General features: G+C 73.6%; 20 protein-coding genes. 7 read left to right on the top strand and 13 right to left on the bottom strand.

Annotation, left to right across the window (positions count from 1 at the left end; genetic code table 11):
* Positions 1-122: 122 nt before the first annotated feature.
* The 9 genes from IF37_RS0121645 to IF37_RS0121605 all read right to left on the bottom strand — a co-directional run bounded on the left by IF37_RS0121645 (position 123) and on the right by IF37_RS0121605 (position 12,832).
* Positions 123-1,091: a DNA polymerase gene (locus IF37_RS0121645; RefSeq protein ID WP_030744979.1), complete on the bottom strand. Its 969-nt coding sequence runs from the start codon at positions 1,089-1,091 to the stop codon at positions 123-125.
* On the bottom strand, positions 1,088-4,606 hold the full coding sequence (locus IF37_RS0121640) for a DNA polymerase III subunit alpha (RefSeq protein WP_030744977.1): 3,519 nt from the start codon (positions 4,604-4,606) through the stop codon (positions 1,088-1,090). Before IF37_RS0121640 ends, IF37_RS0121645 begins: the two co-directional genes overlap by 4 nt.
* A 192-nt stretch (positions 4,607-4,798) precedes the next feature.
* Positions 4,799-5,701: a S1 family peptidase gene (locus tag IF37_RS0121635; protein WP_030744975.1), complete on the bottom strand. Its 903-nt coding sequence runs from the start codon at positions 5,699-5,701 to the stop codon at positions 4,799-4,801.
* Between the two features lie 237 nt (positions 5,702-5,938).
* Positions 5,939-6,721: a DUF1684 domain-containing protein gene (locus IF37_RS0121630; RefSeq protein ID WP_030744974.1), complete on the bottom strand. Its 783-nt coding sequence runs from the start codon at positions 6,719-6,721 to the stop codon at positions 5,939-5,941.
* Between the two features lie 21 nt (positions 6,722-6,742).
* Positions 6,743-8,023, bottom strand: a complete 1,281-nt coding sequence (locus IF37_RS0121625; protein WP_030744972.1) for an NtaA/DmoA family FMN-dependent monooxygenase — start codon at positions 8,021-8,023, stop codon at positions 6,743-6,745.
* 13 nt (positions 8,024-8,036) lie between these two features.
* Entirely contained in the window at positions 8,037-9,092 is a 1,056-nt protein-coding gene (locus IF37_RS0121620) for an LLM class flavin-dependent oxidoreductase (RefSeq protein ID WP_030744970.1), read from the bottom strand.
* Between the two features lie 367 nt (positions 9,093-9,459).
* Positions 9,460-10,221 carry an amino acid ABC transporter ATP-binding protein gene (locus IF37_RS0121615; protein ID WP_030744968.1) on the bottom strand — a complete coding sequence of 254 codons (762 nt, stop codon included), beginning with the start codon at positions 10,219-10,221 and terminating at the stop codon, positions 9,460-9,462.
* On the bottom strand, positions 10,218-11,978 hold the full coding sequence (locus IF37_RS0121610) for an FAD/NAD(P)-binding domain-containing protein (RefSeq protein WP_030744966.1): 1,761 nt from the start codon (positions 11,976-11,978) through the stop codon (positions 10,218-10,220). Before IF37_RS0121610 ends, IF37_RS0121615 begins: the two co-directional genes overlap by 4 nt.
* On the bottom strand, positions 11,975-12,832 hold the full coding sequence (locus IF37_RS0121605) for an amino acid ABC transporter permease (protein WP_030744964.1): 858 nt from the start codon (positions 12,830-12,832) through the stop codon (positions 11,975-11,977). Before IF37_RS0121605 ends, IF37_RS0121610 begins: the two co-directional genes overlap by 4 nt.
* Before the next feature lie 454 nt (positions 12,833-13,286).
* On the opposite strand from IF37_RS0121605, the gene IF37_RS0121600 reads away from it, so the two are divergent.
* On the top strand, positions 13,287-14,234 hold the full coding sequence (locus IF37_RS0121600) for an ABC transporter substrate-binding protein (RefSeq protein ID WP_030744962.1): 948 nt from the start codon (positions 13,287-13,289) through the stop codon (positions 14,232-14,234).
* Between the two features lie 526 nt (positions 14,235-14,760).
* The gene (locus tag IF37_RS0121595) at positions 14,761-15,198 is read left to right on the top strand and encodes a cell division protein SepF (protein ID WP_030744960.1); all 438 of its coding nucleotides are present in this window, start codon (positions 14,761-14,763) and stop codon (positions 15,196-15,198) included.
* Between the two features lie 37 nt (positions 15,199-15,235).
* On the opposite strand, the gene IF37_RS0121590 is transcribed toward IF37_RS0121595, so the two are convergent.
* Complete coding sequence (locus tag IF37_RS0121590) at positions 15,236-16,426, bottom strand: acyl-CoA dehydrogenase family protein (RefSeq protein ID WP_030744958.1); 1,191 nt, start codon at positions 16,424-16,426, stop codon at positions 15,236-15,238.
* A gap of 98 nt (positions 16,427-16,524) precedes the next feature.
* Entirely contained in the window at positions 16,525-18,150 is a 1,626-nt protein-coding gene (locus IF37_RS0121585) for an MFS transporter (RefSeq protein WP_030744956.1), read from the bottom strand.
* 261 nt (positions 18,151-18,411) lie between these two features.
* Between IF37_RS0121585 and IF37_RS0121580 the strand changes: the two genes are divergently transcribed.
* The gene (locus IF37_RS0121580; RefSeq protein WP_030744954.1) at positions 18,412-19,596 is read left to right on the top strand and encodes a mannosyltransferase family protein; all 1,185 of its coding nucleotides are present in this window, start codon (positions 18,412-18,414) and stop codon (positions 19,594-19,596) included.
* A gap of 237 nt (positions 19,597-19,833) precedes the next feature.
* Positions 19,834-20,859, top strand: coding sequence for a phosphatase PAP2 family protein (locus tag IF37_RS0121575; protein ID WP_030744952.1), 1,026 nt, complete (start codon positions 19,834-19,836; stop codon positions 20,857-20,859).
* 145 nt (positions 20,860-21,004) lie between these two features.
* Here IF37_RS0121575 and IF37_RS0121570 read toward each other — a convergent pair whose 3' ends face one another.
* Complete coding sequence (locus IF37_RS0121570) at positions 21,005-21,220, bottom strand: I78 family peptidase inhibitor (RefSeq protein WP_030744950.1); 216 nt, start codon at positions 21,218-21,220, stop codon at positions 21,005-21,007.
* A gap of 541 nt (positions 21,221-21,761) precedes the next feature.
* Here IF37_RS0121570 and ctaD point away from each other — a divergent pair.
* Positions 21,762-23,450 carry a cytochrome c oxidase subunit I gene (gene ctaD, locus IF37_RS0121565; protein WP_030744948.1) on the top strand — a complete coding sequence of 563 codons (1,689 nt, stop codon included), beginning with the start codon at positions 21,762-21,764 and terminating at the stop codon, positions 23,448-23,450.
* A gap of 103 nt (positions 23,451-23,553) precedes the next feature.
* Here ctaD and IF37_RS0121560 read toward each other — a convergent pair whose 3' ends face one another.
* Positions 23,554-24,249 (bottom strand): transglycosylase family protein, encoded by a 696-nt coding sequence (locus IF37_RS0121560; protein WP_030744946.1) that lies wholly within the window; start codon positions 24,247-24,249, stop codon positions 23,554-23,556.
* Positions 24,250-24,793: 544 nt separating this feature from the next.
* Between IF37_RS0121560 and IF37_RS0121555 the strand changes: the two genes are divergently transcribed.
* A complete protein-coding gene (locus IF37_RS0121555; RefSeq protein ID WP_030744944.1) occupies positions 24,794-25,585 on the top strand; it encodes a hypothetical protein in 792 nt (263 codons plus the stop codon).
* Between the two features lie 90 nt (positions 25,586-25,675).
* Entirely contained in the window at positions 25,676-26,077 is a 402-nt protein-coding gene (locus IF37_RS0121550) for a hypothetical protein (protein WP_030744943.1), read from the top strand.
* Positions 26,078-26,083 lie beyond the last annotated feature (6 nt).

Below are 26,083 nucleotides of genomic sequence, written 5' to 3'. Positions count from 1 at the left end.
TTCATCCGTCAAGTTACGGGCGAGTAGGTCGGGTGTGAAGTTACGCGTCGGTAAAAACTTCCGGTGGTGACCGGCGGCCCCTGGGCCGCCGGGGACGACCGGCCGCGCACCCGCCCCGGGCGTCACGCCGCCAGCGTGCCCGGCAGCACCGCGCGCGGCCCGAACCTGGCCCGCGCGCGGTCCGCGACCTCCTCCAGACGGCGCACCTTCTCGTCCACGGGGTCGAAGGTGAGCTGGTGGGCGGCCTGGCCGGCGGGGGTCAGGCCCTCGGCGCGCAGGGCGAGCGCGCGGACCCGGGCCCGCTGGAGGCCGAGCGCCTCGTACATGCCGTAGGCCGCCGCGGTCAGCGCCGCCGAGTGCGCGGTCGGCTCCGCCAGGGTGCGGCTGCGGGTGGTGGAGGAGCGGTCGGCGTACCGCACGGTGAGGGTCAGGGTGCGGCAGACCGTCTCCACCGCGCGCAGCCGGGCGCCGGTCTCCCCGGCGGCCGCCAGCAGCGCCGCGCGGTGCCGGGAGGGGTCCAGCTCGTCCACGGCGAAGGCCCGTTCCGCCACCAGCGACCGGGAGACGGCGTTCGGGACGACCCGGCCGCGGTCGAGGCCGCCCGCCCGCTCCCGCAGCTCCCGGCCGGCCTTCGCACCGATCAGCCGCTGAAGCGTGGACAGCGGCGCGGCGGCGACCCGGCCCAGGGTGTCCAGGCCGTACTCGCCCAGGGTGCGGGCGGTCGCCGGGCCGACGCCGGGCAGCGCGGCGACGGGCTTGCCGGCGAGGAACTCGGCGGCGGCGTCCCCGGGCACCGCGCGGGTCACCCCGGGCCGGGCGTCGCGCAGCGCCACGCGGGCCAGCATCGGGCCCGGTCCGGCGCCGATCACGCAGTCGACGCCGTAGCGCGCGAGGGCCCGTACCCGGATCACCGCGGCCAGTTCCACCGCGCCGCGCCCGAAGTACCGCTCGGCGCCGCCCAGGTCGGCCAGCGCCCCGTCCGGCGGCAGCGCCTCCACGACCGGGGTGAACTCCTGGAGCAGGCCGAGCAGTTCCGGCAGGGCCACCTCATGCGGGGGTGACGGCTGGAAACGTACGCAGAGGATGGTCATCCCGCACTCCCCGGACTCCGGTGCCACAACTTCCTGATCGCCGCGGGCCCTTGCGCGGCGTCCTGGCCGGCGGGCCGCAGATCGGCCCAGGGGTGCATCTCGTACCCCGTGGGCATGCGGATCGTGCGGTCCGCCATCGGGTCGCGGGCCGCGGAGCCGGCCGGCGCGGGCAGCCCGTCGGACCCGGCGAGCCGGGCCCGGGACGGACCACCGCCGTCCCGCGCCCCGGCCCCGTCCGCGGCGGGCGGTCCGGCCAGCCGGGCCGCGACCCCGGCGAGCCCCTCCCGCTGCCGCACGTCGGCCAGTTCGGCGAGGTTCCAGGCGGCGGAGCCCACCACGCTGAAGCTGCGCGGCCCGCGCCGCTGCACCACTCCGCGCACCAGCAGCAGCCAGGAGTGGAAGACGGTGTGGGCGCAGGCCTCGTGCGAGTCGTCGAAGAACGCGAGGTCGACCAGGCCCGTGCCGTCGTCCAGGGTGGAGAAGACGACCCGTCTGCCGGAGCGGACCGGCGGGGTCTGGGTGGCCGCCTTGGCGCCCGCGACCAGGACCGTCTCCCCGTGCCGCACCTCGCGCAGCCGGCGGGCCGTGACCACGCCCAGTTCCTCCAGGAACTCCCGGTGGTCGTCCATGAGGTTGCGCGAGGCGTCCATGGACAGCACGCCCAGCTCGGCGCTGAGCCGCTCCTCCGGCGTCAGGTCCGGCAGACCGGCCGGCGCGGTCTTCCTGCCGCCGGCCAGCGGGAGCTGTCCCCCGCCGCCGCCCCGGGCGCCCCGGTGCAGCTCGGTCAGGTGCAGTTGCAGGTCACGCCGGTTGGCGCCGAACGCGTCCAGCGCGCCCACCTGGGCGAGCCGGCCGGCCAGCGGCCTGCCGGGCCGGGCCCGCTCCCAGAAGTCCAGCAGGGAGGCGTACGGCTGCCCGTCCTCGATCCGCCGCGCCTCGGTCTCGCTGATGCCGTGCACGTCGCGGAGGGCGAGCCGCAGCCCCCACACCTTCGCCGCCCCCGACGCTTCGGACACCAGTTCGATCCGGTGGGCGACCCCGGAGACGTTGACGTCCAGCGGCAGGATCGGCACCCCGCGCCGCCGGGCGTCGGCCAGCAGCAGCCGCTTGGGGTACATCCCGGGGTCGTGCGTGAGCAGCCCGGCGTAGAAGGCGGCAGGGTGATGGGCCTTCAGCCACGCCGACTGGTAGGTGGGCACGGCGAAGGCGACGGCGTGCGCCTTGCAGAAGCCGTACGACCCGAAGGCCTCCACGATCTCCCAGGTCCGCCGGATCGTCTCCGCGTCGTACCCCCGGGCCGCCGCCCGCTGCGCGAACCACACCCGGATGCGGCCCTGCGACTCCGGGTCGGACAGCCCGCGCCGCACCCGGTCGGCCTCGCCCCGCCCGCAGCCGGTCAGGACGGCGACGATGTCGATGACCTGCTCGTGGAAGACGACGACCCCGTACGTCCCCTTCAGCGCCTCCTCCAGGTCCGGATGCGGGTAGCGCACCGGCGCCCGTCCGTGCCGGGCCTCGATGAAGGGCCGCACCATGTCGGCGGCGACCGGGCCGGGCCGGAACAGCGAGATGTCCACGACCAGGTCGTGGAAGCCGGCCGGCTGGAGCCGTCCCACCAGGTCGCGCTGGCCGGGCGACTCGATCTGGAAGCAGCCCAGGGTCTCGGTGGACCGGATCAGCCGGTACGTCTCCGGGTCCCCGGCCGGCACCGCGTCCAGGTCGATCCGCTCCCCGGACGCCCGTTCCACCTCGGCGACCGCGTGCGCCATCGCCGACTGCATCCGCACTCCCAGCACGTCCAGCTTGAGCAGCCCGAGGTCCTCCACGTCCTCCTTGTCGAACTGCGCCATGGGCAGCCCCTCACCGCTGGACGGCACCACCGGCGTGCGGGCGAGCAGGGAGGCGTCGGACAGGAGCACCCCGCACGGATGCATGGCGATGCCGCGCGGCAGGGCGTCGAGCGCCTCCACCAGCTCCCACAGCCTGCCGTACTTCTCCTGCTCCCCGGCCAGCCGCCTCAGCTCGGGCAGTTCCGCCAGGGCGGCCCGGGCGTCCCGGGCCCGGATGTGCGGGAAGGACTTGGCGATCCGGTCGATCTCGGCCGGGTCCATGGACAGCGCGGCACCCACGTCCCGGACGGCGTGCCGGACCCGGTAGGTCTCCGGCATGGCGACGGTGGCGACCCGCTCCGTGCCGAACCGGCCGATGACCGCCCGGTAGACCTCCAGCCGCCGCGCGGACTCCACGTCGATGTCGATGTCCGGCAGGACCACGCGCTCCTTGGACAGGAAGCGCTCCATCAGCAGCCCGTGCTCGACCGGGTCGGCGTGCGCGATCCCGAGCAGGTGGTTGACCAGCGACCCGGCGCCGGAACCGCGGGCGGCGACCCGGATCCCCATCCCCCGGACGTCGTCGACCACCTGGGCGACCGTCAGGAAGTAGGAGGCGAAGCCGTGGTGGGCGATGATGTCCAGCTCGTGGTGCATCCGCTCCCAGTACGCGCGCCGCCCGCCGTACCCGAGCCGCAGCATGCCCTCCGCCGCCCGCGAGGCGAGCACCCGCTGCGCGGTGCGCCGGCCGGCGCCGACCAGGTGCGGTTCGGGAAAGTGCACGCTCCCCATCCCCAGGTCGCCCTCGGGGTCGACCCGGCACTCCGCGGCCGTGGCCAGGGTCTGCTCCAGCAGCCGGCGGGCGGCCTCCGGCCGGTACCCGGCGGCCTCCACGACCCGCTCGGCGACCCGGAGCATCTCCGGCGCGTCCTTCAGCCAGGCCGCGCCGGAGTCCAGCCCGCCCCGCGGGTCGACCGGCACCAGCCGGCGCGCGGCGTCCAGCACGTCGGCGACCGGGCCCATGCCCGGGTCGGCGTACCGGACGGCGTTGCTGAGCACCGGCCGCACCCCCTGCTCGGCGGCGAACCCGACGGTGCGGGCCGCCAGCCGCAGGGAGCCGGCCTCCGTACCCGTGCGGCCGTGCCAGACGGCCTCCAGCCGCAGCGCGTCACCGTAGACCTCGCGCCACCGGGCCAGCAGCGCGGCGGCCCGGTCGGGGCGCCCGGCGGCGAGCGCGCGTCCCACCTCCGACCCGGGTCCGAGCAGCACCAGCAGGCCGTCGCCCCGGTTGCCGCTCCAGGGGAGCCGCGGGGTCCCCCCGTCCGCGTGCGCCGCCGTGACGAGCCGGCACAGGTCGGCCCAGCCGCGGGCGCCGTCCCGGGCGAGGAAGGTCGCCCGAGGGGCCGACTCGTCCACGAAGGCGCCGCCGCGCACCGGGGTGCGCCGCTTCGGCTGCCGTACGGCCTCCTCCGCCGCCATCGCCAGGTCCACCCCGAACAGCGGGCGGACGCCCGCGCCGGCGCAGGCCTTGGCGAAGCGCACCGCGCCGGAGAGGGTGTCGCGGTCGGTCAGGGCGAGGGTGTCCATGCCCCGCTCCGCGGCACGCTCGGCCAGCCGCTCCGGATGGGACGCCCCGTACCTCAGGGAGAACCCGGAGACGGTGTGCAGATGCGCGAAGCCCGGCACGCACACCTCCCGCACACAGGAGCCCTCGAACGGCTCTCGAACATCAGTTCCCTACTCCACTCCCCACCCTACCTCCATTCCCGAACACTTGTACGACACCCGTTCGAGCGCCTCCGACCTGCGCGAACGCCCGCACGACGAAGCCCCCGCGCGCACGGGCGGGCGGGGGCGGGAGCGCCGGGACGGGGTCCGTCAGAAGACGTGCACCCCGTAGGCGCTCAGCGCCTCGGTGACCGGCTGGAAGAACGTCGTGCCGCCGGAGGTGCAGTCACCGCTGCCGCCGGAGGTCAGGCCGTAGGCCGTGGTGCCGCCGTAGAGCGGGCCGCCGGAGTCGCCGGGCTCGGCGCAGACGGTGGTCTGGATCAGGCCGGAGACGATGTCGCCGCCGCCGTAGTTGACCGTCGCGTTCAGGGCGGTGACCCGGCCGCTGTGCGTACCGGTGGTGGAGCCGCGGCGGTAGACGGTCGTACCCACGGAGGGCGTGGCCGCGCCGGCGATGTCCTGGCTGCCCACGGCGCCCGACTTGGCCACCGAGCTGTTGGTGTAGCGGACGAGGCCGTAGTCGTTGCCGGGGAAGCTGGAGCCGGCCGTGGTGCCGAGCGTGGTGGTGTGGGCCGAGTTCGACCACCAGGTGCCCGCGCCGTCGGTGCAGTGCCCGGCGGTCAGGAAGTAGTAGTTGCCGCTGGAGTCCTGCACGTTGAAGCCCAGCGAGCAGCGCCAGCTGCTGGCGTAGATGGCGTCGCCGCCGGAGATCAGCTTGTTGAACCTGCCCGGCGTGCGCTTGACGACCAGGGCGTCCGCGCCGTCTCCGGCCTGCTTCCGGATCCTGGCGATCTCGGCCTGGGAGACCGTGCTGTCGGCGGTGACGACGACGCGGTGGGACTCGCCGTCCACCGCCCAGGCCGTACCGGGGACGTCGGCCCGGAGGACGGCGTCGCTCGCCCGGGTGAGCTGGGCGGCGCTGAAGGTGTGGGTGTCGCTCGCGTTCGCGGTGGGGGCGGCGAACGCGGCTGCGGCCAGGAAGCCGGTGGCCACGGCGGTCAGCCGGGTCCGTCTCGCGGTGCCGCTCCGGTGAGTGGTGCGCTTGATCCTCACGTGTCGTTCCCTCCAAGGGAAGTCGGGGGCCCGCGTGGGGTCGGGGCCCGTGAGGCGCAGCCAGGGACCCGACCGGATTCGAATGTGCATGTCCCTGACAAGCGCTGGGGGGAATGTTCGGCCGAACGGCCGGTCGGCACAAGGGTGCCTTTCGGCCGTCGGCCCCGGACCCCCCGGACCGCCCGGCCCCCCGGACGCGTCGGGGTCGACGGCACCGGCCCCGCGCTCCGCCCCGGATCAGCCCAGCCGGCGCTCCCCCGCCTCGATCGCCGCGTCCAGCGTGTTGCCGGGCGGCGGGAAGGGGCAGAGGAAGTGGTCGGCGAAGGCGCACGGCGGGAGCTGGGCGCGGTTGAAGTCGACGGTCGTACGCCCCTCGGCGTCCGGGGACGGCGAGAAGAGGAAGCGGAACCGGAAGCTCGTGTCGCCGCTGGTGGCGTCGGCGAACACCGCCCACAGCGCCCCGCCCTCCGGCCGCGCGACCTTCAGCGTCCGCTCCCGGCCGGCCAGCGTGAAGGTCAGCTCACCGGCCAGCTCGAAGCCGCGTTCCCGGCCGTCGGCGTTGCCGAGCCGCACGGTGCGCGTGCCCTCGTACGGCGTGAACCGGCCCGGCACCGACCAGCGCGGGTCGTAGGGCTCGGCCTCGATGCCCCGGAAGGCCCGCCGGGCGGCGGACTCGGGGTCGTAGACCCGCACGCCCCACACGCCCTCGCGCACCAGGACGACCAACCGCTTCGCGCCGAGCGCGACCCGCGCCTCGGCCTCCGGGCCGTGGTCGGCGGTCAGTCTGACCTCGCCGGAGAGGGGCCGGCCGGCCACGGTCAGGCCGTCGGCCTCGGTGGCGGTGAGCACCACCGCGTCCTCTTCGGCCACCCAGACCCCGGGAATGGCCGGAAGTCGGCCATCCGGGTAGTCCTCGATCCAGTGCGTCCCGGTCAGCGCGAGCAGTCCGTAGGGTGCCGAGGCCGTCTCCACACGCCGTTCGTGCCACCGCTTCCAGGCATCGGGTGCGTCCGTCGTCATCTCTTCCGTTCCTTTCATCTGTCAGGTCTCCCGTTCCGGGTGGGACAGTCCGAGGTGGGAGCGGAGCGTGCCGCCCCGGTACTCCGTGCGGAAGGCACCGCGCTCCTGGAGCAGCGGCACCACCCGGTCCACGAACTCCTCCAGCCCGTCGGCCGGATCTCCGGGGACCAGGACGAAACCGTCGGCGGCCCCCTCGCCGGCGTACCGGTGCAGGTCGGCGGCGACCGAGTCGGGCGTGCCGACGAAGGACTGCCGGCCGCTCGCCTCGATCACGGTCTCCCGGATGGAGAGCCCCTTCTCCGCGGACAGCGCCCGCCACCGCTCGGCGAGCGCGAGGACCCGGCCGTCCCGGGTGCCGGGCGCGGTCGCCGGCAACGGGCCGTCGGGGTCGTACCCGGAGAGGTCCGTGCCCCAGACCCGCTCCAGCGCGTACAGCGCGAGGCCCGGGGTGATCCGCCGCCGTCTGATCCCGGCGGCCCGCTCCTGCGCCTCGGCCGCTGTGTCCCCGAGGACGACGGTGATCCGGGGCATGACCCTCAGGTCCCGCGGGGCACGGCCGTGCGCCGCGAGCCGGCGCTTGACGTCGGTGTAGCGGGCGCGGGCCGTCTCCAGCGGGGCGTGCCGGGCGAGCAGGACGTCGGCCGAGGCCGCGGCCAGCTCCCGGGCCCGCTCGGAGTCCCCCGACCGGATCACCACGGGCTGCCCCTGGGGCGAGCGGGGCAGCCCGAACTCGCCCGCGATGTCGAAGTGCCGGCCGCGGTACGCGAACGGCCGCGGCACTCCGTCGGGGCTCCAGGAGTCCCACAACCTCCGTACCACCGTCACGAGTTCGGCGGCCCGGCCGAAGGGGTCGAAGTGGCTCCCCGCGCGGTGGTCCGCGCCGGTGCGGACGTCCGCCGGGACCGCCACCCGCCAGCCGGCCCGGCCCGCGCTGAGGTGGTCGAGGGTGGCCAGCCTGCGGGCCAGCTCGTACGGCTCCCCGTGGACGGCGTTCACCGTGGCGGCGAGCCCCAGCCGGGTGGTGACCCCGGCGAGCGCGTTCAGTACGGCGACCGGCTCCGGCCCGCCCACCGGGTCCAGTTCGTGCAGCCGCCCCCGGTGCTCGGGCAGCGGCGGTTCCTCGTCGAGCAGCAGGAAGTCGAACAGCCCGCGCTCGGCGGTGCGGGCGAGCCGCTCGAACCCGGCGAAGGCGAGCCGCGCGCCGGCCCGCTCCCCGGCCCACGCGGTGCCGTCGGTCTCCGCCCCGGTCCGGTCGGACCCCGGCGACAGGACCGCCAGGCACAGCCGCCGTCGTACGGTCATGACGTTCCCCCGGTCATGACGTTCCGCCGGTCATGGCGTACCGGTTGGCGGGCCGGGCCAGGCCCAGATGTTCGCGCAGGGTGCCGCCCGGATAGAAGGTGCGGAACAGACCGCGGTGCTGGAGCAGCGCGACCGTGCCGTTGACCAGCCGTTCCAGATCGCGGCGCGGCTCGACCGGGACGAGGTGGAAGCCGTCGGTGACGCCGTCGGCGTGCCAGCCGGCCACCAGCTCCGCGAGGTCCACCGGGCCGCCCCGGTACAGCGGGCCCCGCACGGTGGGCCGGGGGCCGCCGCCGCCGTGTCCCGGCTGGGCCGCGTGCTCGCCGTCGCCGAGATCGACCAGCAGGCTCGCCAGGACCCGCAGCGTGCCCGGGTCGCGCCCGCACGCGCGTGCCCGCTCCCGCAGGTCCTCCCGGGCGCCGGCGGCCTGGGCGGGGGTGGTGGCGCGCACCAGGGCCACGTCCGCGTACCGGGCGGCGACCGCGCGGGCGTCGCCGTCGGTGGCGTCGACCACGCGGACGGGGTGGCCCTGCGGCGGCCGGGGCACGGTGGACGGACCGCGGACCGAGAAGGCGGTGCCGGTGAAGTCGACGCGGTGCAGCCGGTCCCGGTCGAGGAAGCGGCCGGTGGCCGCGTCCCGGATCTCGGCGCCGTCCTCCCAGCTGTCCCACAGCCGCCCGGCCACGTCGGCGACCTCACCCGCCTCCCGCCACAGGGCGTCGGCGGGAGCCGCGTGCCGGCGGCCGAACAGCCGGGCCTCCCCCTCGGTGGTGGACACCTCGATCCGCCAGCCGGCCCGGCCCCGGCTGACCCAGTCCAGGGTGGCCACGGCGGCCTGCACCTGGACGGGCTCGGTGTGGGTGGTGGTGACCGTCGGCACCAGCCCGATCCGCCGGGTCGCGGGCGCCACCCGGCTGAGGACGCCGAGCGCGTCCGGCCCGGGCCGGGCGAAGGAGTCGTCCAGCGTCACGAAGTCCAGCCCGCCCCGCTCGGCGAGCCGGGCCAGCTCGACGTACGCCCCGGCGTCGAGGACTCCGGGCTGGTCGAGAGCGGCGGCGAGATGCGGCATCCCCCGCCCGAACCGCCCGCTCACCCGGCCCTCCCACGCCACCGCACCACCGACCACCGGCGCGTCCCGGGACCCCGCCGACCCGCACCGTGGCCACGCGGACCCGCACCGTGGCCTCGCCGGGACGGCGGGCAGTCACGCCGACCCGGCACGCGGTCACGCCAAGACGGCGGACGGTCACGCCAACCCGGCTCGCGCTCACGCCAGGACGACGGGCAGTCACGCCAACCCGCCCCGCACTCACGCCGGCCAGGCGAACCGTGGCCTCGCCGGGACGGTGGGCAGTCGTGCCGGCCCGGCCCGCAGTCGCCCCGTCCCGAACGGGGGATGCCGGACCCACCGCGGCCCCGTACGACGGCTCCCACCCTCACAGCACCTTCGCCAGGAACGCCCGGGTCCGCTCCTGCCGCGGGGCGCCCAGCACCTCGTCCGGCGTCCCCTGTTCCACGATCCGTCCGTCGGCCATGAACACCACCGTGTCGGCGACCTCCCGGGCGAACGCGATCTCGTGCGTGACGACGATCATCGTGGTGCCCTGCGCCGCCAGGTCCCGGATGACGTCCAGCACCTCCCCGACCAGCTCGGGGTCGAGTGCCGACGTCGGCTCGTCGAACAGCAGCAGCCTCGGCTCCAGCGCGAGCGCCCGCGCGATGGCCACCCGCTGCTGCTGCCCGCCGGACAGCTGCCGCGGATAGGCGCCGGCCTTGTCCGCCAGCCCGACCCGCTCCAGCAGCCGGTGCGCGCTCTCCACCGCCGCCGCGCGGGGCCGCCGCCGCGCGGACACCGGCGCCTCGACGACGTTGTCCAGGACGGTGAGGTGGGGGAAGAGGTTGAAGCTCTGGAAGACGAACCCGATCCGGGTGCGCTGCCGCAGCACCTCGCGCTCGGGCAGCTCGTACAGCTTGTCCCCGGCCCGCCGGTACCCCATCAGCGCGCCGTCCACGCTGATCTCCCCCCGGTCCACCTTCTCCAGGTGGTTGATGGTGCGCAGCAGGGTGGACTTGCCGGAGCCGGAGGGGCCGAGCACGACGGTGACCTCACCGGCGCGGACCTGGAGGTCGATGCCTCTGAGCACCTTCAGCGAGCCGAAGCTCTTGTGCACCGACCGGATGTCGACCATGACGCTCATCGCGGGAGTTCCTTTACATGGGGGGCGCGCAGGAAGGACAGCACCGCCCGGGCGGTCGCGTCGTTCTGCCGGAACGCGGGGCCGCCCGTGCGCGGGCGGGTGAACGCCCCGGGGGCCCGGTTGTCGGTGTACGGGCCGAGGGCGAACCGCCGGGGGTGCGGGCGGCCGGCGCCGTCGAGGATCCGGCCGTCGCCGGGGTCGACCCGGAGCAGCCCGTCGGGGGTCTCGGCGGCGCCGTCGGCGCGCAGTTCGCGCAGCAGGCTGTCCCGGGCCCGGCCGACGGCGGGCGCCGGGAGCCGGGCCTCCACCAGCGCCCGGGCCGTGACGGAGGAACCCGGCACGGTGGGGCTGGTGGCCCGGAAGAGGCCGTCCTCGGCGGTGACGGTCATCCCGGCCCCGACGAACCGGAGCAGACCGGCCCGGGACAGCGCGAGCATCTGCCGCAGCCGGGGTCCGGGCGGACCGGACGCCAGGTAGCTGAAGAACCCGTGCCACCAGGGCCCGATGTCCCCGAGCCGGACCAGTTGCCCGTAGACGGAGAGCAGCCCGAGGAAGACACCCAGGTCGGGGCTGTGTTCCGGGTCGTGACGGCGGTCCAGGTCGGTCTCGATGTACGCCCGCAGCCCTGCCTGGAGGTCGTCGTGGGAGGCGTACCGCACTCCGTCCAGCGGGTGGTCGAGCGCGGCGAGGTCGAGCCGGTCGGCCGGGTCGGGCACGGCCGCGGCGACCAGGGCCCGGATCTCGGCCGGGCCGTCGGCCACCGCGTACTTCTCCTCGAAGTCGGCCCAGGCCATCGCCGTACGCCCGGGGTGGGCGGTGAACAGCCGGTGGTAGTGGGCGAAGCCCAGCTCCTTCTCGACCAGCGGCCACACATCGCGCCGGAAGTCGAAGCCGCCGGGCCGGGCGAGCAGGCCGTCCACCTCGGCGGGGCCGAAGAAACGGGGCAGCGGGGGCCGGTCGCCGGTCCAGTCGTAGCCGATCTTGGAGTGGTACGGCACTCCCCGGCGGGAGCCGACGTGCAGCACCGGCTCCCGCCCCGAGGGTATGTAGGTGTCCCCCTCGTACCGCCCGCCTCGGCCCTCGGTGAGCAGCACCATCAGGTCGACGAAGGCGAGGCCGAAGCCGCGGACGAGGACGGGTTCGCCGGGCTCCAGCGCGGACAGGTCGCTGTCGGCGGTGAAGTCGGGCGGCAGGTGCACCAGGCCGTGCTCCCGGGCGTACTCGGCCAGCCGGGTCTGCTCCGGGTCGAGTTCGGCGTCCAGGTGGCCCACGGCGAGGATCACCAGGTCGGCGAGGAGCGGTCGCTCCAGGCCCTCCAGCCAGACCCGCTGCCGGCCCTCGCGCGGGCCGCCGATCCGCAGGGCGCGCCGCGGGTGGTGGTGGACGGTGACGCCGGGGGGCAGGTCGGCGAGGGCCCGCTCGTACACGTGGCGCAGATAGCGGCCCTGGATCCGCCGGTCGGGAAAGGTGCGGGCGTCCAGTCCGGCCCACTGGTGCAGGGTGGGGCCCTCGCGCACCGGGCCCTCCATGGTCACCGTCTCGTCGGTGTACATGGTGACGTCCTCGGCGTGCGAGTTCATCCACAGCAGCGGTGACTGGGCCTGCCGCCAGATGCGTCCGCCGCCCGGCGGGTGGGGGTCGACCAGGTGGATGTCGAGACCCGGGCCCTCGTACAGCCCGGGCGCGTTGGCGGCGAGGCGTTCGAGGACGCCGGTCCCCCGCGGACCGGCTCCCACGATGACCAGCTGGTGTCTCATCGTGCGTTCTCCGTGCCGCGTGCGTAGTACTTCTCCACATAGGTCTGGCCGATGCCGAGCACGGTGGTGACCACGGCGTACCAGAGGGTGGCGACCATCAGCAGCGGAATCACCTGGTAGGTGCGGTGGTAGATCAACTGGGTGGAGAACAGCAGGTCGTTGACGGCGATCACGCTGACGATCGAGGTGCCCTTGAGGGTGCCGATCAGCATGTTGCCGGCGGGCGGCACGATGGAGCGCATCGCCTGCGGCAGCACGATCCGCCACCAGCGCCGCCACCGGCTCAGGCCGAGCGCCTGGGCGGCCTCGATCTGCCCGCGGTCGACGGAGAGGATGCCGCCGCGGACGACCTCGGCGGCGTAGGCGGCCTCGTGCAGGGTGAGGCCGACGATCGCGACGGCGACCGGGCTGAGCAGGTTGACCGTCTTCACGCCGAACACCTGCGGGTACAGCGCCCCGATGTTGAACCACAGCAGCAGCTGCACCAGGATCGGGATGGACCGGAACAGCCACACGTAGCCCCAGCTGACCGCCCGCAGCACGGGGTTGGCGGAGAGCCGGAACGCGGCGAGCAGGGTGCCGAGGGCGAAGCCGAGGACCATCACCACGGCGGTCAGCCACAGTGTGAGCCACAGTCCGCGCAGGACGGAGTCGGAGGTGAAGTAGTCGGCGACGACGTCCCATTGGAACGCCTGGTTGCGCAGGACCGAGTTGACCGCGAACCCGAGCAGCGCGAGGACGACGAGGGCCGCCGTCCACTGGCCGTAACGGCGCTGCGGGACGATCCGCGGGACGTCCGCGGGTTCGGGGACGTCGGATGCGGTGGGGACTTTGGCAAGGGTGTCGGAAGACATGCGAAGGCTCCGTGACGCGTCGAACCGTCGATACGGGGTGGTGCCTTCACACGGGCGCGCCGCGCGGCGCGGGTACGGCCGAGCCCCTCAGCAGGGCCGTGTACCGAGAGTACGCGGGCGTTTCGGTCCGCTGTCAAGGCTGTCCATACTGTGAGCCGTACATCTCAAGTCGGTTGACGCGGAACCGGATGCCTGTTCCACTGGGGCCATGCATCCGCAGCAGTGGCTGGTCACCCGCTCCCACATCGACTTCGGTCGCGTGTGGTCCTCTTCCTGTTGAGCTGATCCCCTGCGCGCGCCCGCCCTCACGGCGGGCTTACTCGCGTTCTCTCGCTGTTCTCCGCCCGCACAGCCCGCACAGCCTCAGCAGCCTTCACACGCGCCCCTCCCCTCGCGTCCCTTCGCGTCCCCTCGCGCCGCCCGCTCTTCCTCTGCTTCAGGAGACCGCTACCCGATGCGCACGTCCATTTATCGCTATTTCACGCCCTTTGTCACGATCACCTCGGCCGCCCTGCTGCTCACCGCCTGCGGCTCCGGATCCGGCGGTCAGGACGGTACGGACGCCTCCGGAGTGGCGGCCAAGAACGCCGAGGCGCCCACCACCGACGTCGTCTCCGGCGTGCGCAAGGACGAGGCCGCGGCGAAGCTGCTGCCCGCCGGCACCACGCGTCTCACCGTCGCGATCAGCGTCGGCGGCACCCCGCCCGGCACCACCTACCTCGCCGACGGCAAGACCCTGACCGGCCAGGACGTCGACTTCACCAAGGCGGTCGCGCGGGCGCTCGGCATCGAGCTGAAGGTCGAGCAGGCGAGCTTCGACGCGATCCTGCCCGCCCTGGACAGTGGCAAGTACGACTTCGGCGCGAGCAACTTCGGCGTGACCGACGAGCGCCGCAAGACCATCGACTTCGTCACCTACGTCAACGACGGCCAGGGCTTCGCCACCCGCAAGGACAGCAAGCTCTCGAAGATCACCGACCTCAAGCAGCTGTGCGGCCTGAACATCGCGACCAACGCCGGCACCACGTTCGAGGCCACGCTGGAGCAGAACAAGCACCTGTGCACCGACGCGGGCAAGAAGGCGTACGAGGTGCAGACGTACGCCGAGCCGGGCGCGATCTGGCCCTCGCTCCAGCAGGGCCGCAGCGACATCGTGATGTCCACGATCAACGGTCTGCGCTACGCCGTCGCACACCAGGACGGGCTGAAGTTCCTCAACGAGTACCACCGCCTGGACGTCGGCTTCGCCTTCAAGAAGGGCACGAAACTGGCGCCCGCCTTCCAGGCGGCGGTGAACAAGCTGCTGTCCGACGGCACCTACGACAAGATCCTGAAGAAGTGGGGTACGACGGGTTCCGCGATCAAGGAGTCCCGCATCAGTCCGCCGGAGCTGAAGAACTGACGATCCGCCCGGCGACCCTCACGGGGCAACGCCGGTCGCGACGGCACCCCCGTTCGTGTACGACCCCCACGGCCCCCGCGGCGCCCCGGCGCCATGGGGGCCGTCCGGCGCCGCGCGCCCATCGGACCGGCTGAGCCCTTGTCAGGACCGGGGTCACGGGCCCGGCGCGGGGCCGGACGGAGCCCGGGCGGACGCGCCGCCGCCTCGGCCCGGGGCCGCTCGCCGGGCCGGCCGGAGCGGAGATGGACGATTCCGGACCCGGCATCCGCCGTACTGTGATACGACGTTGCCGTTCACCCGGACGCACCGCGCCTCACCCATCCGCCGCCGACAATCATATTTCACTCTCAGTCAGCAGCCGTATGAGTCGCAACCCTTGGGGCACAAGGACTCTCGACGGATCCGCTGTGCACCAGTACCGTCACAAACCCCCCGCGCGGCGTCTATCCACTTGGCGCACCGTCCGCATCATGGATGACCATAGGGATGCGGAAAGCAAGAATGACCGCTGTGAGAGGAGGCGTCCATGGGATCGGTACGCAAGGCGAGTGCATGGCTCGGCCTCGTCGACGACAACGATGACGAGCGCTATTACGACGACGACTACTCCGAGGGCACCGAGTCCGGGGCCGCCTGGGTCACCGACCCGCGGGTGAGAGTGGCCACGGACACCGCCGAGGAGAAGGGACGCCGGATCGGCACGGTCACCCCGGACAGCTTCCGGGACGCCCGCGTCATCGGCGAGCTGTTCCGGGACGGGGTCCCGGTCATCATGAACCTCACCAACATGGAGCCGGGCGACGCCAAGCGGGTCGTGGACTTCGCGGCGGGGCTCATCTTCGGGCTGCGCGGCTCGATCGACCGCGTGTCCAACCGCGTGTTCCTGCTGACCCCCGCCGACACGGAGATCATCAGCGGCGAGGCGTCCGCGCACCGCTCGGACGGCTTCTTCAACCAGAGCTGAGGCAGGGCCGCTCACCGGCCCTGCCCCCCGACGGGGCTCACCGGAAGGCGTCGAGCCCGGTGAGCGCCTTGCCCAGCACGAGCTGGTGCATCTCGACGGTGCCCTCGTAGGTGAGCACCGATTCCAGGTTGGTCGCGTGCCGCATCACCGGGTACTCCAGGGAGATCCCGTTGGCACCGAGGATCGTCCGCGCCGTACGGCAGATCCCGATGGCCTCGCGGACGTTGTTGAGCTTGCCGAAGCTGACCTGCTCGGGGCGCAGGCGGCCGGCGTCCATCCGCCGCCCCAGATGGTGGGCGAGCAGGATTCCCTTGTGCAGTTCCACCGCCATGTCGGCGAGCTTGGCCTGGGTGAGCTGGAAGCCGCCGATGGGCCGCCCGAACTGCTCCCGTGACGTCGCGTAACCGAGGGCCGCCTCGAAGCTGCTGCGCGCGGCGCCCATCGCCCCCCAGACGATGCCGTACCGGGCGTGCGAGAGACAGCTGAGCGGGCCGCGCAGACCGCTGGCCTCCGGCAGCACGGCGGTGGCGGGCAGCCGGACGTCGTCCAGGACGAGTTCGCTGGTGACCGAGGCGCGCAGGGACCACTTGTGCTTGATCTCGGGGGCCGAGAAGCCGGGGGTGGCGGTGGGCACGACGAAGCCGCGGATGCCCTCCTCGGTCCGCGCCCAGACGACGGCCACCCCGGCGACCGAACCGTTGGTGATCCACATCTTGCGGCCGTTCAGCACCCAGTCGCCGCCGTCGCGCTCGGCGCGGGTGCGCAGGGCGGCGGGGTCGGAGCCGTGGTCCGGCTCGGTCAGCCCGAAGCAGCCGATCACCTCGCCGGCGGCCATGCGGGGCAGCCACTCCCGCTTCTGCTCCTCGCTGCCGAACCGGTGGATGGCGTACATGGCGAGGGAGCCCTGCACCGAGACCAGCGAGCGGATGCCGGAGTCGGCCGCCTCCAGCTCGAGGCAGGCCAGGCCGTACTGCACCGCGCTCGCGCCCGCGCAGCCGTATCCGGTGAGGGACATCCCGAGGGCGCCGAGCGAGCCGAGTTCGCGCGCGAGGTCGCGGATGCCGGGCAGCTCGCCCTTCTCGTACCAGTCGGCGACGTACGGCAGGACGCGGTCGGCCGCCCAGCCGCGGACGGTGTCCCGGACGGCCAGGTCCTCCGGCTCCAGCAGGTCGTCGATGCCGAGCGGGTCGGCGGCATCGAAGGGGGGCAGCTTCGCGGACGCGGACATGGAACACCCTCCGGGACACGGGAACGCGACAAACTAGCAGCGCTAGTCACGGCTCTCCGGCCGACGTTACGGTGCGGTGTGCCGCACGTCCAGAGCGATCAGGCGCTGACCCGCGGCTTCCCGGCCGCCGCCTCCGCCTCCCGCGGCGCCGGCAGCCCGACCTCGCCCGCGGCCGGCTCCTCGGCGCACGTCATGACCGACGGCAGCCGCAGCGCCAGCACCGCGCCCAGCACCAGCAGACCCGCGCTCACCAGCAGCGTCACATGCAGCCCGTGCACGAAGGAGTCACGCGCCGCCCGGTACAGCGCGGCCCCGGCACTCCCGCCGAGCCGGCCGGCGACCTCGTATGCCTCGCCGAGCGAGTGGCCCGCCGCGGCCGACGCGTGCCGCGGCACGCCCGGCACCGAGCGCAGCCCCGGCGCGTAGGCCGCGTTCATCACGCTGCCCAGCAGGGCGATGCCGATACCGGCGCCGAGCTGGTACGACGTCTCGCCGATCGCCGCGGCACCGCCGGCCCGGTCGGCCGGGGCCTCGCTGAGCATCGACTCGTACGCGCCGAAGAGCGTGGTCTCCAGACCGAAGCCCAGCAGCACGAAACCGGACAGGAGCAGGGCCGGGTCGTCGGTGCCGCCCATCGCCGTCAGGGCCAGCACCGCGACGGCCGTCAGACAGAAGCCGGAGCACACCATCCGGCGCGGCCCGAAGCGGCGCAGCAGGCGCGCGCCCGCCAGCCCGGCCGCCATGGCCGCGACGGTCAGCGGCAGCAGCCGCAGGCCCGTCCGGAGCGGGGACAGGCCGAGCACCAGTTGCAGGTACTGGGCGGCGATCAGCTCCAGGCCGACCAGCGCCAGCATGGCCAGCACGATGCAGCCCACCGAGGTGCTGAACGCGGGCCGGCGGAACATCCGCAGGTCCACCAGCGGGTGCGGGTGGAGCCGCTGGCGCCGCACGAAGAGCAGGAGCAGGGCCGCGCCGGCCAGCAGCGGGAGCACGGTGAAGGGGCTCGCCGCCGCCCTCCCGCCGCCGAGCCGCTGGACGCCGAGGACGACGCCGAAGAGGCCGGCCGCCGCCAGCAGCGCGCCGGTCACGTCCCAGGGTCCGTCGCCCTCGCCCCGGGATTCCGGCAGCAGCATCCGGCCCACCGGCAGGCTGACGAGCATCAGCGGGATGTTGACCAGGAAGACCGAGCCCCACCAGAAGTGCTCCAGCAGGAAGCCGCCGAGCAGCGGCCCGACCGCCGCGCCGACCGCCGCCACCGCGCTCCAGATGCCGATGGCTAGGGCGCGCTCACGCCGGTCGGGGAAGACCCGCCGGAGGATCGACAGCGTCGCCGGCATGATCATCGCGCCGCCCACGCCGAGCAGCGCGCGGGCGAGGATGAGCAGCTCCGCGCTCGGGGCGCACGCGGCCACGGCGGAGGCGACACCGAAGAGGCCGTAGCCGAGCAGCAGGACGCGTCTGCGGCCCACCCGGTCGCCGAGGGTGCCGAAGAGGATCAGCAGCGAGGCGCAGACCAACGGGTAGGCGTCGACGATCCAGAGCAGTTCCTCGGCGCCGGGCCTGAGGTCCTCGGTGACCGCGGGGACGGCCACGTGCAGCACGGTCGCGTCGAGGGCGACGAGCAGCAGGCTGGCGCAGAGGACGACGAGGACGACCCACCGGTCGGCGCCGGCCCCGGCCGCCCGACGGTGCCGCCGCACGGCAGCCGTGGTCGTCCCGGACATGTACGTACCTCCCAGCTGGTCCCTCGCGTGGGGCGGACCGACGGGACGGGGACTCCCTGTCGTACGGCCGGAGAGGAGCGGTGCCTCCGGCCCGCGCGACCCCACGCGGGTGGCTCGCCAGCGTACGCGAGTCCGCCCCGGGGGTACGTGGCGGACCTCTCACACGCGCGACGGAACCCGTGTGGCGTACACCACGCCGCTTGGCCCCCGGCCACGACCCGGCCACCGGCCCGGCGCACCGCGCGGTCGATAATCGGCCCCGTGACCGATCGTGCAACGCCCGTGGCTCCGCCGCGCGCCCCTCTCCCGCGCCGGGCGGCCCCGGCCCTCCTGGGCTACGCGGCGGTCCGCGCCCTCGGGCTGGCCGTGCTGGCGGTCTGGAGCGCCGCGCGCGGCAAGAGCGCGTACACCCTGCTGACCGCGCGCTGGGACTCGCTCTGGTACACGCGGGTCGCCGAACGGGGGTACGGCTACGAGGTGCGGCTGCCGAACGGGGACGTCCACTCCAACCTGGCGTTCTTCCCGCTGCTGCCGTGGCTGGAGCGGCTGCTGCACGCGGTCACCCCGCTGTCGTACGCGGGTGCCGGATTCACCGTGGCCCTCCTCTCGTCGCTGGCCGCGGCGGGCGGGATCTTCGCGGTCGCGGACCGGGTGTACGGCCCCCGGACGGGCTTCTTCGCCGTGCTGCTGTGGGCGGTGCTGCCGGTCGGGATCGTCCAGTCGATGGCGTACAGCGAGTCGCTCTTCACGGCGCTGGCGGCCTGGTCCCTGTACGCGGTGCTGACCGGTCGGTGGGTGAGCGCGGGCGCGCTCGCGGCGCTGGCGGGGCTGACCCGGCCGGTGGGGGTGGCGGTGGTCGCCGCGGTGTGGGCGGCGGGCGTGGTCTCGTTCGTGCGAGAGCGCGGCGCGCAGCACACGCCGGGCGCGCGCGACGACGAGCGCGCTCCCCTCTGGCGCCGCGCGCTCGGCATGCTGCTCGCCCCGCTCGGAGCGGCCGGATACGTCCTCTGGGTGGGCCACCGCACCGGCCGGGGTCCGCTCGGCTATCTGGACGTACAGGCCGGATGGCGCAACGGCTTCGACGGGGGCTACGCCTTCGCGCGCTTCGTGGCCGACAAGTTCACGTCATTCCCGTCCGCCCTCGCCGGCCTCGGCCTGATCCTCGGCGTGGCCCTGCTCATCTGGCTGTACGTCACCGGTGTGCGCGCGGGTCAGCCCCTCGAACTGCTGGTCTACACGGGTGTCGTGCTCGCCCTCGCCCTGTGCGCGTCGAGCTACTTCGGCTCCAAGCCGCGGCTGCTGCTGCCCGCCTTCCCCGTGCTGCTGCCGCTCGCCCGCGCGCTGGCCCGGTCGCGCGCCCCCCGTGCGGCCCTGGTCACGGCGGGGTTGGCGGTCGCCGCGGCGGTCTACGGGGCGTTCTGGCTGAACGGCTCCGGTCCACCATGATCGACTCTGACGGCCGATGACGCCCGGGAGAATTCCGCGCCAGGACCGGGTTAACGCATTCATAAGCGCCATATAAACAACACCCGGCATGATCAAAGGAATTGGCCCGATCGGACTCACGGCATTGCGGAATCCGGGAAATTCTGACCGCCCTTGAGAGGTTTCCCACATCACATCGTCATCACAAAGACGCTGTTTCGACCGGGTCCCCAGCTCACTCGCTGTAACGTCGATTGGGTGCGTACCGAACGAAACCTCACCCGGCGTCTGGACCGGGTGTTCGCCAGACTGGACCGTGAGCCGGAACGACCGGCCCACATCGATGTGCCGAGGATGAGCCGGCACCGGGTCGTGCTGTTCTCCTCGACCCTGGCTTTCTACCTCGCGATCGTGTGGGCCGTGGTGACCACCTCCTGGCTCGTCCGGCTGGACTGGCAGGTCATGTTCTTCCGGCCGTACCAGCAGTGGCCGTCGATCCACGCCTTCCTCGACTACTACGTGGTGCTCGGCCAGCGCGGCCCCACCGCCGTGATGGTCGCGGCCTGGCTCGGCTGGCGCTCCTGGCGGCAGCACACCGTCCGCCCGCTGCTCACCCTCGCCGCCTCGCTGCTGCTGCTGAACCTCACGGTCGGCGCCGCCAAGATCGGCATGGGGCGCCTCGGCCCGCACTACGCGACCGTGATCGGCTCCAACGAGATGGGTCTCGGCGGCGATATATTTCCCAGCGGCCACACCGCCAACGCGGTGGTGACCTGGGGCATCCTGGCGTATCTGGCCTCCACCCCGAGAGCGCGCCGCTGGCTGTCGGCCCTCTCCGCGGTCACCTCGCTCGGCGTCGGCCTCACCACCGTCTACCTCGGTACGCACTGGCTGAGCGACGTGCTGCTGGGCTGGGCCGCCGGCCTGCTGATCCTGCTCGCCCTGCCCTGGTTCGAGCCGCTGATCGCCAAGGCCGAACTCTGCCTCTTCGCCCTGCGCGACCGCTGGCGCGCGCGCCGCGGCCGGCCCGCCGCCGAGCCCGCCGTCCCGGTCGCGCCGGTCGTCCTCAGGCCGCTCAGCGCGTCGGCGGAGCAGCCGGCGCCGGCCCGCGAGCCGGTCTCCTCGACCCGGGCCTCGCGGGGTCTGGCGCACCTGGCGCCGGGACCGCACACGGCCCGCTCGGAACGCACCCCGGTCACCCCGGCGGGCAGCCGCCGCCCGCCGCACGCCGACCGGCTCCCCCGCGGCACCTCCCAGCCGGCCCGCCCCCTGACCGGCGGCTGACGGCGGGTGGGACCACGGGGTCCCGGTACGCACCACCACCCCCCGCGGCACGGCGAAGGCCCCGCTCCCGATCCGGGAGCGGGGCCTTCGCGGTACGCGCACCCGGCGGGGGGCCCGCGGGGATCTCCGGGAGGGGGCTCGCCCCCTAGCCCTTCCAGGCGCGGGCCACCCGGCCGTCCCGCACCTCGAAGTTCAGCCGTCCCGCCCGGTACTCCATCGTGATGATCGCGCCCGGCGGCAGCGACCGTACCGTCGACCAGCCGCGCTGCCGGGCGAACCGCTCGGCGTGCGCGGCGTCGAGACCGACGTACCCGTCCGGGCTGTCCTGGGGCTCCGCTGGCGGAGTGGGAATCGATGCCATGCGTCCACGCTAGGCCCTGTCGTCGGACTCCCGCCTGCCCCGCGACACCGTGCCCGCTCCCCCACTGCCTCAAGGGCGGGGGAGGTCCCCCCCTCGCCGCGACCGGCGGTGACGGAAGCCGGGCACGGCCGGGTAAGGGCCGCATCCGGTTCCCGTCACACTTCTGTCACAGCTCACCCGATCGCGTTTCGGCCGCGGCGACTTCGGTCCACCGCCCCGACCGGCCGTCACACGAACGGGGGTTTCCATACGGCTTATCGGGGTAATCGAACAGAATTCACGCGTGTCGTGCGGCCGCTTCCAATTCCCCGGCGGAAAGTGCCGCAGTGGGGATCGGGGCGTGCCCGGGACGCGATTCCCCGAGCAATCCGGTGCCGTGCCACGGCAGCTGACGTCACAACGGAAATTCACGGATTCGGCACACAACCGCCGGACGCGCCCCGTGGGAGCGCGGGCCCGGCGAACGTCACGGCGACTGCTCGCGGGTACGCGCGCCGCGGCCGGGGACGGGCCCGGGCGCGATGACGCGAAGGGGCGAGCGATGGGGACCGAGACCGCGGCGGCGACGGCGCGACCGGCGGGGCGCGGCCGGGGCCGGGTGGTGGTGGACTGGCTCACCACCACCGACCACAAGAGGATCGGTCACCTGTACCTGGTCACGGCGTTCGCGTTCTTCCTGGCCGGCGGGGTCATGGCGCTGCTGATGCGCGCCGAGCTGGCCCGGCCGGGGCTCCAGATCATGAGCGGCGAACAGTACAACCAGCTGTTCACACTGCACGGCACGATCATGCTGCTGCTCTTCGCCACCCCGAGCTTCGCGGGTTTCGCCAACGAGCTGATGCCGTTGCAGATCGGCTCCCCGGACGTGGCGTTCCCCCGGCTGAACATGCTGTCGTACTGGCTCTTCACGTTCGGCGGGCTGATCGTGCTCGGCTCGCTGCTGGTGCCGGACGGCGCCGCGGACTTCGGCTGGTTCGCCTACGCCCCGCTCAACGACTCCGCGCGCTCCCCCGGTCTCGGCCCGGACCTGTGGATCATGGGCCTGGCACTGGCCGGCTTCGGGACGATCCTGGGCGCGGTCAACTTCGTCACCACCATCATCGGGATGCGCGCGCCCGGCATGACGATGTTCCGGATGTCGATCTTCACCTGGAACACGCTCTTCACCTCGGTCCTGGTCCTGATGGCGTTCCCGGTGCTGGCGGCGGCGCTGCTGGTGCTGGAGGCGGACCGGCGGTTCGGCGCCCGGGTGTTCGAGGCGGCGAACGGCGGGGCGCTGCTGTGGCAGCACCTGTTCTGGTTCTTCGGGCACCCCGAGGTCTACATCATCGCGCTGCCGTTCTTCGGGATCATCACGGAGATCATCCCCGTCTTCAGCCGCAAGCCGCTCTTCGGCTACCTGACCCTGGTCGGCGCGACCATGGCCATCACCGGACTGTCGATGGTGGTGTGGGCGCACCACATGTTCGCCACCGGCGCGGTGCTGCTGCCGTACTTCTCCCTCATGTCGTTCCTGATCGCGGTGCCGACGGGGGTGAAGTTCTTCAACTGGACCGGCACGATGATCAAGGGCTCGCTCTCCTTCGAGACGCCGATGCTCTGGGCCATGGGCTTCCTCGTGACGTTCCTGTTCGGCGGTCTGACCGGGGTGATCCTGGCGTCCCCGCCGATGGACTTCCACGTCACGGACTCGTACTTCGTCGTGGCCCACTTCCACTACGTGGTCTTCGGCACGGTCGTCTTCGCGGTCTTCGGCGGCTTCTTCTTCTGGTGGCCGAAGTTCACCGGCAGGATGCTGGACGAGCGGCTCGGGAAGATCCAGTTCTGGACCCTGTTCACCGGGTTCCACACCACCTTCCTGGTCCAGCACTGGCTGGGCGCCGGGGGCATGCCCCGCCGGTACGCCGACTACCTGGCGTCCGACGGCTTCACCGCGCTGAACACGGTCTCCACGATCGGCTCCTTCCTGCTCGGCCTGTCGACGCTGCCGTTCCTGCACAACGTCCTGAAGACCGCCCTGCACGGCGAGAAGGTGGAGACCGACGACCCGTGGGGCTACGGCCGCTCCCTGGAGTGGGCGACCTCCTGCCCGCCGCCCCGGCACAACTTCCTCACGCTGCCCCGGATCCGCTCGGAGTCCCCGGCCTTCGACCTGCACCATCCCGAGTACGCGGCCCAGGCGCCGCAGCCCGAGCCGAAGCGGCACCAAGCCGGACCCGAGTCCTCCTGACCGCCCCGGCCGGCTCCACCGGCTCGAACGGCTCCGGCGGCACGGCGACAGCCGCCGTCCCCCGTCGGGACGGCGGCTGTCGCGCGGGCCGTGCTCCGGGCCTTCAGAGCGTGAGGCGCTGGCCCGGCACGATCACGTCGGGGTCGTCGCCGATGACGGCCTTGTTGGCGGCGTAGACGCGCTGCCAGGTGGACCCGTGGCGGGCGGCGATGGTGCTCAGGGTGTCGCCCTCGCGGACGGTGTAGTCACCGCGGCCGGTGCCGGCCGACGGGCGGCGCGGGGTCTGCGCCGGGGCGGACCGGGTCGGCTCGGTCCGGGTCGGCGCGGACCGCTCCGGCGCGGACCTCGTCGTCGCGCCGCCGCTCGCGGCCGGTGTGCCGGAGCCGGAGCGGGCCGCCGCGGGAGCGGCGCCCGAGGCCCCGGCCCGGGCCGAGCAGACGGGCCAGGCGCCCCAGCCCTGGGACTGCTGGACCCGGGTGGCGACGGCGATCTGCGCGCTTCTGCCGGCCTGGTCGGCCGTCGGGGCGTAGGCGGAGCCGCCGTACGCGCGCCAGGTCGAGGCGGAGAACTGGAGCCCGCCGTAGTAGCCGTTGCCGGTGTTGATGTGCCAGTTGCCGCCGCTCTCGCACTGGGCGATGCGGTCCCACACCCCGTTGTCCGCCGCGGCGGCGTTGCCGGTCGCGGCCAGCAGGCCCAGCGGGGCCAGCAGGGCGGCTCCGGCGAGCGCGGCCGTGGTACGGCCCTTGCGGGCGCCGTCGGAACGGGCGGTGTTGCGGGTGGTATCGGCACACTCGGACATGTGGTTCCCTCTCCACGAACCCGGGCTCCCCCAGGCGGACACGCCCGGACCGCGCTTGGCCGCGGTCGCGCGCACCCGCCCCGTCCACGGCGACCGGTGTCGGCGGTGTTGCTCTGCCTGACGCCGGCCGGCGGACGTACCCGAGCGGTGCTCGTTGCACACGGCGGAGGAATGTAGGGAGGACGGGCCGCCGGAATCAACCAACTCGCTGTCTTTCCAGGCCAGTTGCCTGTTACCGCCGGTATCGGCGATTTTCGGCCACCCACTACATCCGTTGATTTCCCGATTTTTCGACCATCCCGGGGTGTGACCTGTGACCCACTTCACCCCTTCAAGTGCATTGACCTTACACGAAGTTGACGGTCAGTATCTTGATCCGCACCCTGAGTGACCCTGTACGGCGGGAGCTTCGAACCAGTCCTCCCCCGGGCGTGACTCCCACCACAGGACGCCCGTTGTCTTCTTCATGAGCCCGCGACCCCGGGGGCTCATCGGCCGGGAGCCACCCGGCCGACCCCAGCACCGCATCCCGAGGGAGCCACCCGTGCCGCGCATGCTCGACGTCAGTGACGCCGTACGCGCCGAGATCGGCGACGAAGAAGCCGACCGGCTGCTCGCCGGAGAGAACGCCCCGGGCAGTTACGACTGCACGTCCTGTCGCACCCCGGGCGACTCCGAGCAGGAGCGCACCAGCACCGTCCTGTTCGTCGGCGACGAGACCGCCGTCCTCGCCTTCGCCCACGCCGGCTGCCTGCCCTCACAGGTCGTCCAGGTCACCGAGGAGCAGCTCCAGGGCGCCGTCCGGTCCATCGGCGCCGCCGGCGGCGAGGCGGCCGGCGGCGCTCCGGCGGGGGCCGTGCCCGAGCAGGCGGTGCTCGGTGTGACCAGCGGACTCGTCCTGGTCGACGGCGAGTTGCACCCCGCGCTCGTGGTCGAGCCGACCTCCCCGATCGTCCGCCCGGGCACGATCGGGCCCGGCGACGACTTCCTCCCGCTCCTCGTCGAGCAGGGCTTCATGCCCCTGCACGAGCTGACCTCCGTCCCCGCGGTGCTGCACGGCTGGTCCGTGCTGCTGGCCATGGGGCAGCTGCACGCGGTGCTCCAGCCGGGCGGCCACGGCGGACAGCCGGTCGCCTGGTGGCAGGCGCACCAGCCGCTCCAGGTGACCGACGGCTGGCGGGCCGCCGCCAACAAGCACCAGCAGGTGCTCATGTTCGCGGCGCCGGCAGGCTCGATCGGGCGGCAGCCCCGGGAGGACCTGCTGCGGGACGCACTGGACAAGGCCGCGGCGAACGGGAGGCTGGTCGCCGCGGCGCTGCCCCTCGCCGGCACGTGAGGGCCTCCCGCCGGGTGAGCGGTGCGGGCCCCGTCCCCCTGGAGGGTCGCCCCACCGCATCCCTTTGACACCCCCGTCGTTGGGACATACGTGCACGCATACGACACTCCTCCCCGTCGGCCCGCCTTCTCCTCCGTGCCGTCCGCCCGGTCGGCACGGGAACCCACCGGCGGACCGTCGGCCACACCGATCTACGACGCCCTCTACGCGGAATGGGTCAAGGCCTTCCGCACCCTGCCGGGGGACCGCAGCGGTGAGGAGGAGCTGAGGTTCAGTGCCTTCGGGGACCCCTCGGACGGCACGAGCGGGTACGGCGGCCACCGGGCGGGCTCGTTCAGCAGCTCGTACAGCGCCTACAGCGCGGGGGCCTACAGCGCCCGGCAGCAGTCGCAGTGGCAGCGGGTCGGCACGCTCGGCCGGCCGCAGGACGGCGGGATGAGCCCCGTACCGGTCCCGGTCGCCCTGCCGCCGGGGCCGCGCCGTGGCGTATGACGAGGG

Origin of the sequence: Streptomyces sp. NRRL S-31 (genome assembly GCF_000718775.1) — a bacterium.
Lineage (GTDB): Bacteria > Actinomycetota > Actinomycetes > Streptomycetales > Streptomycetaceae > Streptomyces.
Note: the sequence above shows the minus strand (reverse complement) of the source record. Positions and strands in the feature narration are given on the sequence as shown.

What these genes read in the sequence shown, in the direction of transcription:
- IF37_RS0121645 (WP_030744979.1), bottom strand. Translation starts at nt 1,091, where the DNA reads ATGACCATCCTCTGCGTACGTTTCCAGCCGTCACCCCCGCATGAGGTG.
- IF37_RS0121630 (WP_030744974.1), bottom strand. Translation starts at nt 6,721, where the DNA reads ATGACGACGGACGCACCCGATGCCTGGAAGCGGTGGCACGAACGGCGT.
- IF37_RS0121625 (WP_030744972.1), bottom strand. Translation starts at nt 8,023, where the DNA reads ATGACCGTACGACGGCGGCTGTGCCTGGCGGTCCTGTCGCCGGGGTCC.
- IF37_RS0121620 (WP_030744970.1), bottom strand. Translation starts at nt 9,092, where the DNA reads ATGCCGCATCTCGCCGCCGCTCTCGACCAGCCCGGAGTCCTCGACGCC.
- IF37_RS0121615 (WP_030744968.1), bottom strand. Translation starts at nt 10,221, where the DNA reads ATGAGCGTCATGGTCGACATCCGGTCGGTGCACAAGAGCTTCGGCTCG.
- IF37_RS0121610 (WP_030744966.1), bottom strand. Translation starts at nt 11,978, where the DNA reads ATGAGACACCAGCTGGTCATCGTGGGAGCCGGTCCGCGGGGGACCGGC.
- IF37_RS0121605 (WP_030744964.1), bottom strand. Translation starts at nt 12,832, where the DNA reads ATGTCTTCCGACACCCTTGCCAAAGTCCCCACCGCATCCGACGTCCCC.
- IF37_RS0121600 (WP_030744962.1), top strand. Translation starts at nt 13,287, where the DNA reads ATGCGCACGTCCATTTATCGCTATTTCACGCCCTTTGTCACGATCACC.
- IF37_RS0121595 (WP_030744960.1), top strand. Translation starts at nt 14,761, where the DNA reads ATGGGATCGGTACGCAAGGCGAGTGCATGGCTCGGCCTCGTCGACGAC.
- IF37_RS0121590 (WP_030744958.1), bottom strand. Translation starts at nt 16,426, where the DNA reads ATGTCCGCGTCCGCGAAGCTGCCCCCCTTCGATGCCGCCGACCCGCTC.
- IF37_RS0121585 (WP_030744956.1), bottom strand. Translation starts at nt 18,150, where the DNA reads ATGTCCGGGACGACCACGGCTGCCGTGCGGCGGCACCGTCGGGCGGCC.
- IF37_RS0121570 (WP_030744950.1), bottom strand. Translation starts at nt 21,220, where the DNA reads ATGGCATCGATTCCCACTCCGCCAGCGGAGCCCCAGGACAGCCCGGAC.
- ctaD (WP_030744948.1), top strand. Translation starts at nt 21,762, where the DNA reads ATGGGGACCGAGACCGCGGCGGCGACGGCGCGACCGGCGGGGCGCGGC.
- IF37_RS0121560 (WP_030744946.1), bottom strand. Translation starts at nt 24,249, where the DNA reads ATGTCCGAGTGTGCCGATACCACCCGCAACACCGCCCGTTCCGACGGC.